Origin of the sequence: Sphingobacterium wenxiniae, assembly GCF_900116225.1 — a bacterium.
Classification (GTDB): Bacteria; Bacteroidota; Bacteroidia; order Sphingobacteriales; family Sphingobacteriaceae; genus Sphingobacterium; species Sphingobacterium wenxiniae.
In genome coordinates, this window is the sequence record NZ_FOZZ01000002.1 from 277,951 (window position 1) to 296,854 (window position 18,904).

At 38.1% G+C, this 18,904-nt stretch carries 13 protein-coding genes; 10 read left to right on the forward strand and 3 right to left on the reverse strand.

Features of this window, described 5'->3' with window-relative positions; translation table 11 throughout:
- Positions 1–118: 118 nt before the first annotated feature.
- The 6 genes from BM375_RS03560 (at position 119) to BM375_RS03585 (ending at position 10,238) form a co-directional block, all read left to right on the forward strand.
- Entirely contained in the window at positions 119–970 is an 852-nt protein-coding gene (locus BM375_RS03560) for a TraB/GumN family protein (protein ID WP_093363797.1), read from the forward strand.
- A 95-nt stretch (positions 971–1,065) separates the two neighbouring features.
- Entirely contained in the window at positions 1,066–1,926 is an 861-nt protein-coding gene (locus BM375_RS03565) for a CPBP family intramembrane glutamic endopeptidase (protein ID WP_093363798.1), read from the forward strand.
- Between the two features lie 156 nt (positions 1,927–2,082).
- Positions 2,083–3,879 (forward strand): DUF4091 domain-containing protein, encoded by a 1,797-nt coding sequence (locus BM375_RS03570; protein WP_093363799.1) that lies wholly within the window; start codon positions 2,083–2,085, stop codon positions 3,877–3,879.
- A 162-nt stretch (positions 3,880–4,041) separates the two neighbouring features.
- Complete coding sequence (locus BM375_RS03575) at positions 4,042–6,054, forward strand: BCCT family transporter (protein WP_093363800.1); 2,013 nt, start codon at positions 4,042–4,044, stop codon at positions 6,052–6,054.
- A gap of 411 nt (positions 6,055–6,465) precedes the next feature.
- Positions 6,466–7,716, forward strand: coding sequence for a site-specific integrase (locus BM375_RS03580; protein ID WP_093363801.1), 1,251 nt, complete (start codon positions 6,466–6,468; stop codon positions 7,714–7,716).
- 122 nt (positions 7,717–7,838) lie between these two features.
- Complete coding sequence (locus BM375_RS03585; protein WP_093363802.1) at positions 7,839–10,238, forward strand: AAA family ATPase; 2,400 nt, start codon at positions 7,839–7,841, stop codon at positions 10,236–10,238.
- An 88-nt stretch (positions 10,239–10,326) separates the two neighbouring features.
- Here the strand turns inward: BM375_RS03585 and BM375_RS03590 are convergent, their stop codons facing one another.
- From BM375_RS03590 to BM375_RS03600, 3 genes are all read right to left on the reverse strand, one after another.
- Positions 10,327–10,608, reverse strand: a complete 282-nt coding sequence (locus tag BM375_RS03590; protein WP_093363803.1) for a helix-turn-helix domain-containing protein — start codon at positions 10,606–10,608, stop codon at positions 10,327–10,329.
- Complete coding sequence (locus tag BM375_RS03595) at positions 10,605–10,901, reverse strand: helix-turn-helix domain-containing protein (protein WP_076752779.1); 297 nt, start codon at positions 10,899–10,901, stop codon at positions 10,605–10,607. Before BM375_RS03595 ends, BM375_RS03590 begins: the two co-directional genes overlap by 4 nt.
- A gap of 379 nt (positions 10,902–11,280) precedes the next feature.
- The gene (locus BM375_RS03600) at positions 11,281–11,781 is read right to left on the reverse strand and encodes a DUF3408 domain-containing protein (RefSeq protein ID WP_093363804.1); all 501 of its coding nucleotides are present in this window, start codon (positions 11,779–11,781) and stop codon (positions 11,281–11,283) included.
- Positions 11,782–12,228: 447 nt separating this feature from the next.
- Between BM375_RS03600 and mobA the strand changes: the two genes are divergently transcribed.
- The 4 genes from mobA (at position 12,229) to BM375_RS03620 (ending at position 18,898) form a co-directional block, all read left to right on the forward strand.
- On the forward strand, positions 12,229–12,756 hold the full coding sequence (gene mobA, locus BM375_RS03605; protein ID WP_244525804.1) for a conjugal transfer protein MobA: 528 nt from the start codon (positions 12,229–12,231) through the stop codon (positions 12,754–12,756).
- Between the two features lie 4 nt (positions 12,757–12,760).
- Entirely contained in the window at positions 12,761–14,020 is a 1,260-nt protein-coding gene (gene mobB, locus BM375_RS03610) for a conjugal transfer protein MobB (protein WP_093363805.1), read from the forward strand.
- A 48-nt stretch (positions 14,021–14,068) separates the two neighbouring features.
- A complete protein-coding gene (locus BM375_RS03615; RefSeq protein WP_003010400.1) occupies positions 14,069–14,407 on the forward strand; it encodes a DUF6660 family protein in 339 nt (112 codons plus the stop codon).
- 132 nt (positions 14,408–14,539) lie between these two features.
- Positions 14,540–18,898 carry a CusA/CzcA family heavy metal efflux RND transporter gene (locus BM375_RS03620; RefSeq protein ID WP_093363806.1) on the forward strand — a complete coding sequence of 1,453 codons (4,359 nt, stop codon included), beginning with the start codon at positions 14,540–14,542 and terminating at the stop codon, positions 18,896–18,898.
- Positions 18,899–18,904 lie beyond the last annotated feature (6 nt).

Below are 18,904 nucleotides of genomic sequence, written 5' to 3' on the forward strand. Positions count from 1 at the left end.
ATAGAAGAGCTTGCCGATCACAAAATCACAGGGGTTAGCGCTATTCAAAAAAAATAAAATTTCCTGTAACAAAACTGAAATATTGACTACTTATAGGCTATAACAAATAAATTTATAAATGATGAAAAAGTTTTTTTTAATTGCTTTAGGACTATTATGTATGACGGGGCTTTTCGCCCAGGATAACACTTTATTATGGAAGGTTTCGGGAAATGGACTTACTAAAGACTCCTATGTATTCGGTACATTACACATGGCTTGCGCAGATGATTTCCGTATCGCAGATAAAGTGAAGAATGCGTTAGGTGTGACGGATAAAATTGCTTTTGAAGTGGATGTTACCAAACCGGAAAACATGCAGTTGGTGCAAGGTGCACTTGCCCCGAATCCGGAGTTCTTTAATGGACTTGCCGTGGATAAAAAACAATTTATCGACAGTGTTTTGACATCCTTACAAGTGCCACCGATGATTTTCGACCAGGTATCGCCGGTAGCGGTTATCTCGATGTTGGCCATGAAATCATTTGATTGCCCAGATATGAACAGCATCAAGATGATGGAGATGGAATTGCAGGCTTTGGAAGATGCCAAGGGAAAAACCGTTGAAGAATTGGAAACGATCACTTTCCAGATGGATTTGATGAGTGAACTGTTCTCAGCCGAGGATTTGTACACATATCTTAAAGAATCCGGTAATATGTCTGAATTGACAAAACGTATGGTCAAAGCATATTTTGAAGAAAACATTGCTGAGCTGGAAGAAATGATGATCAATACCGCTTATCTTTCTCCGGAGAAACAAGCTTTGTTATTGGATACGCGCAACGAAGCTTGGTTAGAAAAAATGCCAGCAATGATGGAAGCTGATGCTTATTTCTTTGCGGTAGGCGCTGGACATCTAGTCGGTGAAAAAGGCATTGTACAATTATTGAAGGATAAAGGCTATACGCTTACGCCTATTTTGAATTAATATGGTTTGTTTTCCTGCAGATAGGCACTGATTTATGTATCTTCGCTCTCTGCGGGAAAACTCTAAAGAAAGTCAATATCAGCTTCAACGAAAATATGCGGAAAATACTCCAACATTTTTTGGAATTTATAAAATCACCTTCCGATAGAAAACTTTATGCAACCCATAAGCATAGTTATATCAAAATTTTCTTTACACTCTTTGTGTGTGAAATAGCCTTGACGTTGACAACACTTCCAGTTGTGATGTTGTTGGATCAATGGGTTCCGCTGGTTTATCGGATGGAAAAATATCATTCTTCTCCCATTAAGCTATTTTTTCTTGCCGTTCTATTTGTTCCTTTCTTGGAAGAACTAATTTTCCGCTACGGCATTAAGTATAGGAACTTCTATCGTTGGGTAATAAGCCGTAATACTTGGCGTAAGTATTATCGATGGATTATGTATAGCAGTGTATTGGTCTTTGGATTAATACATTTGTGGAATTATGATAATGAACAGTTCTTATTCTATCTTTTTTGTTTTGTGTTTGTATTTTCTCAATTGACAGGTGGTGTTGTGCTTAGTTTTATCCGTGTGCGATTAGGGTTCCGTTACGCCGTGTTTTATCATGCCTTATGGAATATGTCTGCGATATTTATCATGGGCTGGTTTATTATTTGGATTGGTAATCCTGTGATTGATAAAAATAAAGATATAACACTGAAGGTTGTCGAACATGCCTTTATTGATGAAAATAGGGCTACATTTCACATTGAACGCTGTCATGATACCATTTATATGATTGATGCAAAAGAACAATTTCTTAGTCATTTGGTAGATACTGTTTTTGGAAAAGGGCAGTATAAGGTATATGATGGATTTTATGACCTACAGCTCAAATCCGAAAAAGGTATTCATAAGGATTCTTTATTACAAGAATTAAAACAGGAATTGACCATTATCCAAGCGAACTAATCCTATGCAACAAAGAGCAGGGAGCTACCTTTGTTTTTCCTACTGTTGTCATTTTAAACAACCGTTTGCTTTCATTAAGAAGTTGCCAAAGCCATGAAAATTGGTTAAGCTTGTATAAGGATATACATACGTTTTTTAGATAAAACCTAATTCTTTATGGTAAATACAACACGATTACACCGTTCTTTTGGTAAACTGATTGTCTTGGGACTGTTGTGCAGCTCTACATTCGCAACTGCTCAAATAAGGAAGCAACCTGTAGCCGAACAATTTCAGGAGCTTGCCGATCCTACAGCCGATACCTTGTCCGATTGGTCAAAAGTAAGCGTGGGGTTGAATAGTTCATTTGTGACGATTGATAAGCGTTTCCCAAAATCCATAGCACCCAATCTAGTAAAAAAACAGACACAATTTGTACAAGGCTGGAAAGGAGAGCGGGTTTCAGCACAGGTTTTGTTATGGAGCTCGTCAGTAATAAAGCAAACAACGGTAAGTATTTCTCCCTTTAAAGGTGAGCAAGGATCCGTATTGCCTCAAGACATAGCTTCGGCACGTTTTGTCCGATACGTAATGACGGATGAATTTGCAGGTGGTTGTGGTCATCGTAAACCTGAAGATTTCGCTGCTTCGTTAGCTTCAGATATGTTGGATAACCTGAAAAGTTTCGATCTGGAAGCAAACAAGGTGAGACCTGTCTGGGTAACTATCGATATACCTCGTGATGCGGAAGCAGGATACTATACAGCTGATGTGACCGTGGAAGGACAAGGACAGCAACCACAAAACCTAACATTACGTTTGGAGGTAATAGAGCAGGTATTACCGGAAGTAAAGAATTGGACTTACCATTTAGATCAATGGCAACATCCTTCGGCAGTAGCGGAAGTTTTGGGATTAGAAATGTGGAGTGATGCACATTTCGAGGCAATGAAACCAACGATGAAGATGCTGGCTGATGCAGGGCAGAAAGTAATTACAGCTACGGTCAATAAAGATCCTTGGAATGTACAGACTTTCGATCCTTATGCGGATATGATCACATGGACAAAGAAAAAGAATGGTAAATGGTCGTATGATTATGCTGTCTTTGACCGTTGGGTGCAGTTTATGATGGACTTGGGCGTGAAGAAGATGATTAACTGTTACTCCATTATTCCTTGGAATAACGAAATACACTATCAAGATGAGAAAACCGGGAAGTTAGTAAATGTTGTTGCGAAGCCCGGTACACCGGTTTTTGAAGAGCTATGGACTCCTTTTCTAAAAGATTTTGTAAGACATTTGAAAACCAAGGGTTGGTTGGAAATTACGAATATTGCTATCGATGAACGTACACGTGAGGAAGTGGACGGTGCATTGGGCCTATTGCAAAAGGTTTCACCAGAACTGGGTGTGTCGTATGCGGATAACCAGAAGACTTACCAACGCTATCCAAATAGCAATGATATCAGCATTGCCCTAGGACATCCTTTTTCGGCAGAAGACTTGAAGGACCGTCAGGAGAGAGGCTTGAACACAACGTTCTACATCTGTTGTAGTGATGCCTTCCCGAATCAGTTCACATTTTCTGATCCAGCAGAATCGGCTTATTTGGCTTGGTATGCGGAGGCTGCAAATTTTGATGGCATGTTGCGTTGGGCCTATAATTCTTGGGTAGAAAATCCGTTGCAGGATTCCCGTTTTCGCACTTGGCCTGCAGGTGATACCTACATTGTTTATCCACATGATCGTAGTTCCATTCGTTACGAACGGTTAAGGGAAGGTGTACAGGACTATGAGAAAATCCAAAAAGTGAAAAAACAACTTCAGGAAATAGGCGATACGGGCAATCTCGACCTCTTGGAGAAAACTATACAGAACCTTAATGTCGTCTATCGTGTAGATAATTGGAATGAAAATTTCAATGAAGCAAAAACATTACTGAATGAGCTTTCTAAGCGCTTAGCAAATTAAGAACTTAACAAAAAAAGCGGAAAAGGTCTGAAAAGTATGAATAAAGTACTTTTTAGACCTTTTTTGTGATAATATTCCTCCATTTTACAGAAAATGATGCTTTTCAGTAACAATTACCTTTAAAAATTGTTATTCCATGGTGTAATCTTTATTTTGTCCACCATGAGTAAATTTAATAGTATAAAACCCAGGACTACATTTAATAAAGGCATTGTGTTACCAAGCCTTTTTTTTATTCTTTTTGTAAGCTTGGTGTCCTCTTTTTTTCCTGATATTTCAGATCAATCTTTAGAAACGGTAAAGCAATTTTTGTTTGTTAACTTAAACTGGGTGTATGTGTGGGCGGTTACTATCTTCGTCCTCTTTCTGATTTTTTTGGTGTTCAGTAAATACGGTTCCATTAAACTGGGAGCTAACGACACTAAACCAGAATATTCATTCTTTTCATGGGTATCTATGCTCTTTGCAGCAGGTATGGGGATAGGCCTGATGTATTTTAGTGTTTCTGAACCTATTTCCCATTATTCGGATAGCGTGTATATGATGAACTCTTCGGTTCAACGTGCTAAAGATGCACAACTTTATACCTTTTTTCATTGGGGAATACACGCCTGGGCTATTTATGGGGTGGTAGGCCTTTCTTTAGCTTATTTTACCTATCGCTACAAATTGCCACTTTCTTTGCGTAGTTGTTTTTATCCTATGCTGAAAGAAAAGATTAATGGAACAGCAGGAAATATTATCGATATGTTTGCTTTGTGTAGTACGTTTTTCGGTATCACGACAACTTTAGGATTTGGAGTAGTACAGCTTAATGCAGGGCTGGTTCATCTCGGAATCTTGCACAGCGATGAGTTTATCTATCAGATTGGGATTGTTGCTATCATTATGGCGATTTCTATTCTTTCAGCTACATCAGGAGTAAATAAGGGAGTTAAATTCCTTAGTCAGGTGAACATTGTAGGAGCCGTACTACTTATGCTCTTTGTTGTTGTTTTTGGTCCCACAGTCTTTTTGTTCGGTTCGTTTTCAGAAGGATTGGGCTATTACATCAATGAATTTTTCAGTCTTACCTTTAATACACATGCTTTCGAACCAGAAACACTCCCTTGGTATTTCAATTGGACTATATTGTATTGGGCATGGTGGATTTCCTGGGCTCCATACGTAGGTTTATTCATTGCGCGTATCTCCAAAGGACGAACCATAAGGGAGTTTATCGGTGCAGTATTGATTATTCCATCCTTATTCAACTTTATGTGGATGACCGTATTCGGTAATAGTGCTATTTGGTTTGATCAAAACGAAGCATCGGGTGCATTAAGTGCAATAGCGTCCGAGGCAGATGCCTTGATGTTTAAGTTTTTTGAATATCTTCCAGCACAAGTCATAACCAATACCTTAGTCGTGCTTATTATCTTTATTTTTTTCGTGACCTCTGCGGACTCCGGAATCTTTGTCATGGACAGTATTTCTACCAATAACTCTTCCCGTTCTCCCAAATGGCAACTGGTATTTTGGGGGGCTCTTTTAGGTGTATTGGCGTTGGTGTTATTAAATGCAGGCGGACTACAATCTTTACAGACGATGACTTTAATTACAGCTTTGCCTTTTGCTGTGATTATGTTGTTGTTCTGTTATAATCTTGAAAAAGGGTTGATTATTGATAATGCCTATTATCAACGAGGATTTTCCCATTCAACGGATAGTTGGTCCGGTGATTTTTGGAAAGAACGGTTACAACGAATTGTCAGTTATAAAGATCAGAAGGCAATAGAATTATTCTTGAAAGAGGTTGTACAGCCAGCTTTTAATGAGTTGACAGAAGAATTGAAAAAGCAAAATATTATTGCCGAGGTTTCGGTCTTTGAACGACCTCATCGAGTAGAACTATTAATTGGACACGATGCAATCAACAACTTTAAGTATGGGGTGCGTACACAACCCAAGAATATATCAGACTTTCTGATTAATGAAGAAAATGCTCCTGACATTGACAGCAATAAAATATTCATTCCTCAGACCTATTTTGGTGATGATAGAAGAGGTTATGATATTCAGTATTACACGAAAACTGAAATTATTAGTGATGTTTTGAAGCAGTATGAGCGTTTCTTGTCGCTATCTGAGGAAACGAAAAACGAAATATTTATCGGCACACCGCCAATGATGTAACCTGAAAATTAGGTGCATATGAAATTTTGAAAACAGGAATTATTGCTATTCATAGTAATAATTCCTGTTCGTTTTTTTGATAAGAGCAAAAAAATGAACATCTTCGCTATCGAACGAAAAGAATAACTATTAAATCCATTTACTTTATTATAAATTTTCAGTAAAAATACATCAAAGATTAATAACAGGCAAAACGGTTGTATATAAAGGCTTTACAGCCGTTTTATGATTTTTTGGTAATGAGGTAAAAAGCAATAAAAAGCGATGTTTGGCAAAAGTAAGGTTACTAAAACGTTACTTTCAAACATTACAAACAATCGTTTTAAGATGCTGTATTTCAGCTTTCTGCATGATTTTTCATATTGTACCGTAGCTCACATAAGTTTAATTTTATCATTAAGAATTGTGAGTATGGAAACGACAAAAAAATCAACATTTAAGGTATTGTTTTACCTTAAAAAGAACGCCCCAAAGAAAAACGGAAAAGTTACGGTTATGTGCAGGATTACCGTAAACGGCAAACAGTCTGCATTCAGTACAAAGCTGGATATTTCCGCAACAAATTGGGATTTGAAGTACGGCAGGGTTTTAGGTAAAAGCCGAGAAGCCCAAGCTATAAACGGCAAACTTGACAAAATTCGTTTGGGTATCGAGGAGTGCTATTCCAAAATTTTAAAGAATGAAGGAACTGTAAACAGTGCCAAACTTAAAAACACCTTTCTCGGTATGGAAAGCGGAGAACTGACCTTTTTCAAATTCTATGAACAGTTCCTTTCCGATTATGAGAAAAAAGTCAATAGCGGACTTCGGGTAAATGGAACACGAAGTAAGTATAAAACACTATTAAGACATCTTCGCAACTTTGCATTGACAAAATACGGTTATTCTGACTTATCATTCAACGACCTTACATCTGATTTTGTGCAGGACTTTGATTATTACCTGCGTGACGAACAAAGCTTGACACACAACACCATTTGGTTGTATATGATTGGATTTACCACGCTTTGCCGTTTGGCAATTAGCAGAAAGCATCTTGCTTTCAATCCGTTCAGCGAGTATAAGAACACTAAAAAGGACAAAGACAGAGGTTATCTGCTACGGAATGAATTAGAACAACTTGTAACGTTCAACTGCGATAAAAAGAAAGACGAATTGGTTAAAGACCTGTTTGTTTTCAGTTGCTTTACAGGTCTTTCCTATTCAGATATGAAAGGACTTAGAAACAGCAATATTCAGGATTTCTTTGATGGCAACCAATGGATTATCATACGTAGGAAAAAGACAGCCACATCGTCAAACGTGATGCTGTTGGATATTCCTAAAATGATTATTGAGAAATATGCGGGATTTTCAAAGGATGGAAAGGTATTCCCTGTACCATCAAACACCGTCTGCAATGATAGTTTGAAACGAATATCCCAACAAATCGATTGCCTTAAAGAAAAGAAAGTAACCTTTCATTTAGCACGTCATACCTTTGCCACGTTATTTTTAAGCGAAGGTGTTCCGCTCGAAAGTTTGAGCAAAATGTTAGGGCATAAGAATATTGCCACCACACAGATTTATGCAAAAATTCTCAACGAGAAAGTTGGAAAAGATATGCAAAAGGTTTCCCATAAATTCAAGGGCATGGAACGGTCTTTCATTACTCAACTTTAATATAATATTCTTCAGATGATAGATTTGGAAGTTCCATCATCTTAATAAATAGTTATATTTCATTATATTCGTATTTCATCCATATTGTAATACTTAAATCATAAATTCAGAATAATGCCATAATGATTACGAAGTTCAAATCAATCAATAACCTTGCTGTTTTCCAAAATTTCAATTGGGACACAGCTATTCGCGACGATGGAAATAATATAGTTTTATTTAAACCAATCAACATTTTATACGGACGTAACTATTCTGGTAAAACAACTCTTTCAAGAATAGTAAGAGCATTAGAAATAGGCAACATTTCTGATAAATACGAAAATCCACAATTTGAAGTAAGCATTCAAGATATTGCAGATACAACGCAAAATAATCTAACGGCACACGGAAAGAAAATCAGAGTGTTTAACGAAGATTTTGTAAAAGACAACCTTCGTTTCATTGTGAATTCGGATGAAAGTATTACCCCATTTGCAATAATTGGAGGTAATGCCACCATTGAAGAAGAAATACAAACATTAAAACATGATTTAGGTAGCAACGAAGAAGCAAACGAAACTGGATTTTATCTTGAACTTAAAAACGCTACAACAATTGCAAACACAGCATTACAAGCGTATCAAACAGAGAACAGTAGTTTGAGCCAACAACTAAGCCATAAAGCAACTAACAACCCTAACGGAATAAAATACAAATCTGAAAAGTTTGGTGACCAAAATTATAACATCAATAAACTTCAAAATGATATTTCCACTGTTTTAGAAACTTCGTTTCTACCATTAACAGATACCGAAATAACAGAAAAACAAAATTTACTGAATGAAAGAACAAATGCAGATATTCCCACAATTGTAAAACCAAATTTAGATTTAAACACGCTTAATACAAAAGCGAAAGAAATTGTTACGAAATCAATCAGCAGTTCTAACAAAATCGAGCAACTTTTGAAAGATGCTATTCTTAATCGTTGGGTTAAAGATGGACGACAAATACACAAAGATAAACTTGAACAATGTGCTTTTTGTGGCAATGATATTTCAGAGAATCGTTGGAACGAACTGGACAGCCATTTTGACGAAGAATCTGAGAAATTAGAAATAGAAATCAATGTGTTAATTTCTCAAGTTGAAAATTCAATTCGCGATGTTGATTCACAACTTCAAATCGACAAAAGTGCTTTTTATTCAAAATTTCATTCGGATTTAGATAGATTAATTTCACTAAGACAAAACATCGTTGATAAAATCAAAATAGAATTAAATCGCATTATTACAAGCCTTAAAGAACGAAAAGATGACCTTTTAAATACTAAAGAATATATTGATATTATTGATAATAGTAAGAGAATTCAATGGTGTTGGGAAATTTTTGAAAAATATAAAAATGAAGCAAACGGTTATAGTAATTCCTTGGGCAGCGAACAAACAGAAGCAAAAAAACTTTTGAGATTACGTGAAGTCTCCGATTTTGTAACAACAATTCAATATTCGAATGCAACCGCAAGAATACAGACATTGAAAGAAACTTCTGAAAACGAAACACAGGGCAAGCAAGCTGTAGAAGAGAAAATTAGACAACAGATTACCCAGATTGAAGATAAAGAACGCCTGATGAAAGATGAAGAAAAAGGAGCGTTGAAAGTAAATGAATATCTAAACAATTTCTTCGGGCATGATTTTCTAACATTACAAGCCTTAGAAGATACAGATGTTTTAGGCGGTAAAAAAATACGATTTGAAATAGTAAGAAACGGAAAGAAAGCACACCACCTAAGCGAAGGTGAATGTAGTTTGATTGCATTTTGTTACTTTATGGCAAAACTTGAAGATATTGATACCAAAGGAAGCAAACCAATCATTTGGATTGATGATCCAATTTCAAGTTTAGATAGCAATCACATTTTTTTCGTTTATTCTCTTATTAATGCTGAAATTATTGCCAAACAAGAGTTTGAACAAATATTCATTTCTACACACAACCTTGATTTTCTAAAATACTTGAAACGTTTGCCGAGTGCTTTAAACAAAAACCAGAGTGCATACTTCTTGATTACACGAGAAAAAGAAAGCAGTAAAATCAAAATAATGCCACGTTATTTAAAGGATTATGTAACTGAATTTAATTTTTTGTTTCATCAAATTTATTTGTGTTCAACAGCCAATGCTGACGATGAAATCCAACATAACTTATTTTACAACTTTGGAAACAATACACGAAAGTTTTTAGAAGCATTTCTTTATTACAAGTATCCAAATGCAGTCGAAAAAGACGATAAACTAATAAGATTTTTTGGAGGGAATAGACAAGCTTCAAGCTTAACAGACAGAATAAATAATGAATTTTCACATTTAGAAGCATTGTTTGAAAAAGGTATGACCCCCATTGATATACCTGAAATGAAAAAAACTGCAACATTCATTTTAGATAAAATCAAAGAAAAAGACAGTGAACAATATGAAGCTTTACTTTTAAGCATTGGAGTCGAAGTTCTTGCTGAATCAGAAACGCCTCAATCATAAATATTACAGCCCATTGTTTTTAAACAGTGGGCTGTTTCTTTAATTGACCGATACGGATTACAGTTTTAAAGCATTTATTTAAAATCGACTAACGCTGATAGTTATTTTCCAATACTTTCACAATATCACTTTCACGAAAAAGGATTTTCCTTTCGAGTTTGATAAAAGGTATCAGTCCGTCATCTCTGTACTGTTGCAACGTCCGTTTGCTGATGTGTAACATCTCGCAGACCTGTTCGCCTGAAAGATAAATTTCCCCTTGCAATAATGGGTGGAAATATTCCCTGATATACAGCAGTTCATTTTTGATGCCTACCACAGCTTCGAGCAGAGCAAGCATATCCTCGTTTGAATTTCCAATCTGTTTCATTTCTTTTGCTTTTTTAATGGTCGCTCTCCCTGCATCAGTAACTCCACTTCGGATAATCTGAAATATGTTTTCCGATTGATTTGCGTTGCCCCAAGAATACCTTTTGCCCTGTACGTCTGCAAAGTCCGTTTACTGATATTGAGCAGTTGGCAGGCTTCCTGTTGGTCGAGCCATTTTGTTGCCTGTTGTAATGCTTTGTAGGGTGCAGTCATTTCCGCTATCAAATTGGAAACTTCCTTTACTTCCCTATGCAATGCCTTTAAAATCTGAATGTCTAAAACTGTTATTTCCATATCAACATCATTTAAACCTCGAAAATAAAAGCTATTGATATAGGTCATTCTAATGTTGTATCCATTGGCGTTGAGTGGCGGTGTTTTGCCAAATACTATGATGAAATATTTAAAAATGTACCAAAAAAAGAATAAAAAGGTAGCAAAATTAAGGCGGACAGCCACCGCACTGCCCAACCAAAAGCTTACGGCATAATAGCAGGGCAAAAAAAGGTCGCTTTGGCGAGTTGCTCAGTTGCCCTGCCACCCTTCGGGACTTATTCCGTTTCCTTTTGGTTTTTCCCCTGTCCACCTTGATTGAACGGCTTTCTTTTTTTCTTTTTTTTTCTTTTGGAAACAATTTAAAAGGGAGTTAGGCATCCTGACCAAAGGACGGTCATCAAAACAATGGCTTGTGCTTATCGTTATAGATTTCCTTAATCAGTTCTCCGAACTCCTGAAAATGGTATTCGATAATGTTGTCCAGATACGCATAAATCGTGAGCTTGTCGATACCCATAATGTTTGTAAGCCTGTTAAATGTTTCGTGATGTTCCTGCCTTACATAGACTGATTTTCCTTTGCTTGCAATCCTGTTGGAGATTTTAAAGAACTGCCCGCAGTAATCCTCTTGCGTCATCTTCTTTGGCTTTGAGGTACTTTTTTTCGTGGTGTTCGCTGACGGTTTGGTTTGTCCCATTTCTGTTGCTATTTGCACGGGTTCTTCCCCTGGAATTATGTTCATCAGTGCTTCCTCGTCTACTTCGGGTTTGGCAAAATCTTCCCGATGTGTTACTGCCTGTTGTTCCGTCAAGGGTTGTTTCTTTTCATTACTTAGGAAATTTTCTATAGAGAAATCCTTTTTTTTGGGTTGCTGATTTTTGGTTTCTTCATTTATCATATCTATCGTTTTTAATATTATATCAAATTAGCTGTTTCGCTAGCTGAACAATCAGTCATAAATATCATAGCACGTATGTAAGTTGCTATGCACCTATATACCCTTAATCAACTAGTTCATTAACTCAAAAATTTGTAATTAGTCTGCATTCAATCACGCAGATTAGCTGTCAGGATTTATGCTGTTTAGTTACTTGATTAAGCAAATAACCAATCAGCCAACTAACCAGTTACAAAGGAAATAAAAGCAGTCCCAATGCGTATAGAGGTGGCACTATTTGGCGTCCATTGGCTTTATTTGGCGTAATTGTAAGTGAATGTTATTCAGATAGTCTTGTCGAAATTTGTAATCGGAAACGATGAGGTTTTTCCTGCTAACTCCAATCCGTTTGCAAAACGGATTTTCTGAACTCCTGTTCAGAGCAAGTTATCTTTTGAGGTACTCGAAATGAATTTCGGCACTCAAAAGCACTTGCCCTTGCAGGGAGCTGAAAACCGCTCCGAAGTCGCAGTTTTGTTTAACATTAGAAATGGATTTATTACGGAAGAAAAGAACAGTAAACAAATTAGGAAAACAGGGAGAAAACCGAAGAATGACCCTGCCGTACATCGGTATTCTATTAACCTGAATGCAGAGGAAAACGCCAAGTTCCTTGCCCTCTTTGACCAATCGGGGATAAGTGTAAAGGCACATTTCATTACGGCTTGCATCTTTCAAAAGACCGTAAAGACCGTAAAAATTGATATGAATGCGGTAGAATACCACGCAGGACTGACCAAATTTTTCAGTCAGTTTCGAGGAATAGCAACCAATTACAATCAGATTGTAAGGCTATTGAACGCCAATTTTTCGGAGAAAAAAGCATCTGCATATCTCTATAAATTGGAAAAACAGACCGCAAAAATGAAAGAACTGTTGCTAAAGGTTTTAATTCTTACCGACAGATTTGAAAAGCAATATCTACATAAAGAGTAAAATTATGATTGCAAAAATCGGAAAGGGAAGCAATATGTACGGAGCGATTTTGTACAATCAGCAGAAAGTGGACAGGGAAAACGGAGCGGTTTTGTTGCTGAACAAAATACCCGACACAATGGACGGCAGGTATTCCGTAGCGTATTTCAATAAATGTTTTGAGCCGTATTTGTCTGCAAACATCAAAACAGAAAAAACGGTACGGCATATTTCATTGAACCCAGACCCGAAAGACGAGGTAAGCGATGAGCAGTTTACGGAAATGGCACAGGAATATATGGAACGTATGGGCTACGGAAATCAGCCTTATATTGTTTTCAAACATACGGACATTGACCGAATGCATATCCATATCGTTTCGACCTGTGTAGGCATTGACGGTAAGAAAATCCCCGATGATTACGACCACCCACGTTCAATGGCAATCTGTCGGGATTTTGAAACGAAATACAACCTGCACAAAGCAACCGAGCAGGAGCAGAAACAAGCCAACAAAGTTTTCAAACCTGTGGATTACCACAAAGGCGACATCAAAAGTCAGATTGCTTCGGTAGTACGGCATTTGCCGAAGTATTACAGCTTTCCGACTATGGGAAGCTATAATGCTTTATTGTCGCTGTTCAACATCACAGCGGAAGAAGTCAAAGGCGAGCGGAACGGTCAGCCGGTAAACGGATTGGTCTATGTGGCAGTGGACGAAAACGGAAACAAGGCAAGCAATCCGTTTAAGTCATCGCTTTTCGGAAAAGACGCAGGAGTTGCACAACTACAAAAGCATTTTGAACAGTCAAAAGAGAAAATGAAAACCAATCCTGTAAGGTCAGTTTTAAAGAATACTGTTGAATTGGCTATGCACACGACAAGCAACGAAATAGAATTTAGAAAACAATTGACCGAACACGGTATTAATACGATTGTTCGCAGAAACGACAACGGACGGATTTACGGAGTAACTTTCACTGACCACGAGAGCCGTAGTGTATGGAATGGTTCACAGTTAGACAGAAACCTGTCTGCAAATGTTTTTAACGATTGGTGGAACAACGGCAACAAACCCGAACTGAAAACACAGGATAACCCTCTTTCCAAAACGAATACAATAGACAACCAACCAACAAAAGACCTTTTTGAGTTTATCCCACAGGAACATTCTCAGAATTTCGATATAGGATTATTCAGCCTTTTACCTGATGCACAAGGCGTGGATTATAAAGAAGAAACATTTGCTAAACGGATGAAGAAGAAAAAGAGACGATTGCAATAAACAATGCAATGCCATTGCATTACTTTTTTACTAACTTTGCAAAAGTATATGAAAGTCTTTTACTCCATATTGGCAATTTATATGATGACGGTATTTTTAATGCCGTGTACCGATATGTATGAAAAGGACAACTTTCAAAACCATAACCATTCGGAAGAATTAACCCATCAAGGAAGCCACGACCATCAGGAAACAACTGATATGTGCAGTCCATTTTGTTTATGCGGTTGTTGTGGAATAGTTTCAGGTATAGTGCTTCAATGGAATGTATACAGCTTAGTTAAGGCGAAGACTTTTGACCTTTCTAAGCCTAAAGTTTATTATAAATGTACCTTTATATCCCACTATCTGGGGGGAATTTGGCAACCGCCAAAGATTAATGCATAATTTTTAATGTTTTAATGATTATAGCTTTTTGCGTACAGCAACAAGCTGAATGTTTTGGGTCATACTTCGTATTTCTCGTATTCATAATCATTGCAATTTATCATTAATTATTCATCATTAATCACAATAGAAGTGTTAAATAGTATTATAAAATTCTCTATAAAGAATAAGTTCATTATAGGATTGATGACCTTGTTTCTCATCATTTGGGGGGTATGGAGTGCCAAGCAAATCCCCATTGATGCCCAACCTGACATTACAAACAATCAGGTTCAGATTATTACCCTGTCGCCTACATTGGCAGGACAAGAAGTAGAACAATTAGTAACATTTCCCGTAGAGCAAAGTATCGTTAATCTTCCAAAAGTAGAAGAGATAAGAAGTGTTTCAAGATTTGGATTATCTGTTGTAACCGTTGTCTTTCAAGATAATGTCGATATTTATTTTGCACGACAGTTAGTAAGCCAACAGCTGAAAGAAGCACAAGACCAGATACCTGACGGGATTGGAACACCTGAACTTGCTCCTGTCAGTACAGGTCTTGGCGAAGTGTACCAATATATTCTTCATCCCAAAGAAGGCAGTGAAGACAAATATTCCGCAATGGATTTGCGGACAATGCAGGACTGGATTGTTGCCAGACAACTTTACGGTACTCCGGGAATTGCAGAAGTCAATAGTTTCGGTGGTTTGCTTAAACAGTACGAAGTTTCTATCGACCCAAACCGCATCAAGGCAATGGACGTTAGTATTTCCGATATTTTTACCGCCCTCGAAAACAACAACCAAAATACCGGAGGTGCATATATCGATAAGAAGCCCAATGCTTACTTTATTCGCGGGATTGGTCTGGTTACTTCATTGGAAGATGTAGGAAATATCGTCGTTAAAAATACAGGTAGCGTTCCGGTATTTATCAAAGATGTGGCAGAAGTACAATTTGGTCACGCCACCCGGTACGGAGCATTGACCTATAATGGCGAAGTAGATGCTGTGGGTGGGATTGTAATGATGTTGAAGGGAGAAAACACCTCTGAAGTTGTAAAAAGTATCAAAGAAAAAATACCGGTTATCCAACAATCTCTACCCGAAGACGTGGTCATAGAACCATTTTTAGACAGAATGGATTTGGTTGATAGAGCGATAAGTACGGTTCAAAAGAACCTCATTGAGGGCGCACTGATTGTTATTTTTGTATTAATTCTATTCCTGGGGAATTTCAGAGCAGGACTGATTGTAGCCTCAGCCATACCGCTATCTATGCTTTTTGCGTTGGGAATGATGCGGCTGTTTGGTGTAAGTGCCAACCTGATGAGTATGGGGGCTATTGATTTCGGATTGGTAATAGATGGTTCCCTGATTGTTGTTGAAGCGACAATGCATCATTTGGGCTTGCGGAAATCCACACAAAGACTTACGCAGGCAGAAATGGATGAAGAGGTATATGAATCTGCACGGAAAATTCGTACGAGTGCCGCATTTGGCGAAGTTATCATCCTCATTGTCTATATCCCTATCCTTACTTTGGTGGGTATAGAGGGTAAAATGTTTACGCCAATGGCACAGACTGTAAGTTTTGCCATTTTGGGAGCATTGATTTTGTCCTTTACCTATATCCCGATGATGAGTGCTTTGTGTTTGTCTAAAAAGCCGATTACCAAAAAGAATTTTTCAGACAAAATGATGGACTATCTTCAAGGGGTTTATAAACCATTGTTAGAAAAAGCCATTCGGATGAAATATGTGGTTATTGCGGTTGCCGTTGGGCTGTTTACCATAAGTATATTCTTTTTTTCACGGATGGGCGGAGAGTTCCTGCCAAAATTGGGCGAGGGCGATTTTGCTTTCCACTGTATCCTGCCACAAGGAACATCGTTAAGCCAAAGTCTGGAAACCTCTATGCAGGCATCAAGGATAATCAAGGAATTTGACGAAGTGAGAATGGTCGTAGGCAAGACTGGTGCTGCCGAAGTACCGACAGACCCGATGCCTCCCGAAGCCACTGACCTGATGATTATCCTAAAACCGCAGGACGAATGGAAAACAAAAAAATCCTATGACGAGCTTTCCAATGAAATGATGGAGAAACTTGAAGTTATTCCCGGTGTATTCTTTGAAGCCAATCAGCCGATACAGATGCGGTTTAATGAACTGATGACAGGTATCAGGCAGGATGTAGCCGTTAAGATATTCGGAGAAGACCTCGACAGTTTGTTGGTTTATGCCAATAAAGCGAATGCTATTATTCAAACAGTAGAAGGTGCGACTGCTCCGCAGGTAGAACGGGTAGCAGGTCTTCCCCAAATCAATATCGAATATGACCGTACCCGAATAGCCAATTACGGCTTGAATGTACAGGAAATAAACGATATTGTCAGCACTGCGTTCGCAGGTAAATCAGCAGGTGTGATTTATGAAAACGAACGAAGATTTGATTTGGTGGTACGGCTTGATGAAGCCCACCGCAGTTCCATTGAGGATGTGAGCAATCTGTTTATCCCACTACCAAACGGCGACCAAATACCGCTTTCACAGGTTGCAAACATTGATTACAAATTAGGGCCCGCACAAATCAGCCGTGAAGGCGGTAAACGCAGGATATATGTCGGCTTCAACGTACAGGGGCGGGATGTAGCCAGCGTTGTCAATGAAATTCAGGATAAATTGGCTGAACAGATTAAGCTACCGACAGGTTATTATTTTACTTATGGTGGTCAGTTTGAGAACCTCCAAAAAGCTACCGACAGATTGCTGATTGCTGTACCTATCGCATTGCTTTTGATTTTTATCCTGTTGTATTTCACATTCCATTCGTTTAAGGAAGCCGTTTTGGTATATACAGCTATCCCGATGAGTGCCATTGGAGGCGTATTTGCCCTGTTATTGCGGGATATGCCATTCAGCATATCAGCAGGTGTCGGATTTATCGCCCTGTTTGGTGTTGCTGTTCTGAATGGGATTGTACTGATTGCCACGTTCAATAGACTGGAAAAAGAGGGTTGGAACGAGATTATTCCGAGAATTATCGAGGGAGCTAAAACAAGGCTTAGACCTGTATTGATGACGGCATCTGTGGCAAGTTTAGGTTTTTTACCAATGGCGTTGAGTACAAGTGCAGGTGCAGAAGTACAAAAACCGTTGGCAACCGTGGTTATCGGTGGACTGATTTCGGCAACTGCCCTGACATTGTTCGTCCTGCCATTGCTGTACCTCGTATTTATGAGAAACCAAAAACCTCCGAAAAATAGTAAAACGAAAGCCATAGCACCCGTGCTGTTGCTGTTTGTGTTCTTGGGTTTTTCTCAAAACGGTAAGGCACAAACTCCGATGAGTGTAGATAGAGCTATTGAAGTAGCTGTGGAGACCAACCCTCAGCTACGTTCCAAAAATATGGATATTCAATCTGCCCAAAGCCTTAGCAAGACGGCGTATGAACTACCGAAGACCGATGTAAACTTCCAATACGGGAATAATGAGGGATTTGAATATAATGACGGTTTCCAAATTTCACAGACCATTCCCTTTCCGACACTCTTTGGGGCAAAGAAAAATCTTGTCAAAGAGCAGGTAAAAGGTCAGCAGTGGGCGAAGGCTCTGACAGAAAACGAACTGAAAAAACAGGTAAGAACCTATTATTATCAGTTGGAATATTTGGAGCATAATGCTTCAGTTTTAAAGTATCTTGATAGTATTTATGTAGACTTTATCCGTGTTGCGGAACTCCGGTATAAAACGGGAGATATAGGTAAATTAGACGTTAATACTGCAACTACCAAGAAAGGGGAAATAAGTCTTTTGTATCAACAGAACGAGGTTTTAAGGCAGAACGCCTATCAAAGCCTTAAAAATCTGATGCAGACACAGGAAGATTTCTTAATAGAACCTCAACCGGATTATACACCATTGCTGTTAAGTTCTTTCATTGACAGTTCGGCTGTTGCAAATCATCCGAGCATCCAGCTATTGTACCAAGAGGCGAAAATTGCCGAACAGAACAAGAAATTGGAACGGGCAAACAGCCTGCCTGATTTTACGTTCGGCTATAATAACATATCGCTGATAGGAATGCACAGTAAAAATGGTGTAGAGCAATTTTATGGCAGAGGACAGCGGTTTAGTTTTGTTGATGTAGGTATTACAATCCCCATTTTTACAACCACCAAAGCAAAAATTCGCTCGCTTGATTACAAGAAACAATCATTGGAATTAAATGCGCAATGGCAGGAACAACAGCTTAAAACGGAATTGGCAAACGCCTTGAAACAATACGAACAATATGTAGCGCAGTTTACCTATTTCAAGGAGCAGGCACTTCCCAATGCTGATGAGATTATCAATGCTGCAAAGCTGGGGTACAGTACCGGAGATATTTCTTATGTGGAGTACCTATTTGCCTTGCAGACAACAGCAGACATTCAGCTTAATTATTTAAATAGCATTCAGCAAATCAATGAGGCTGTAACGCTTATCCATTCATTAATCAGTAAATAATACAAT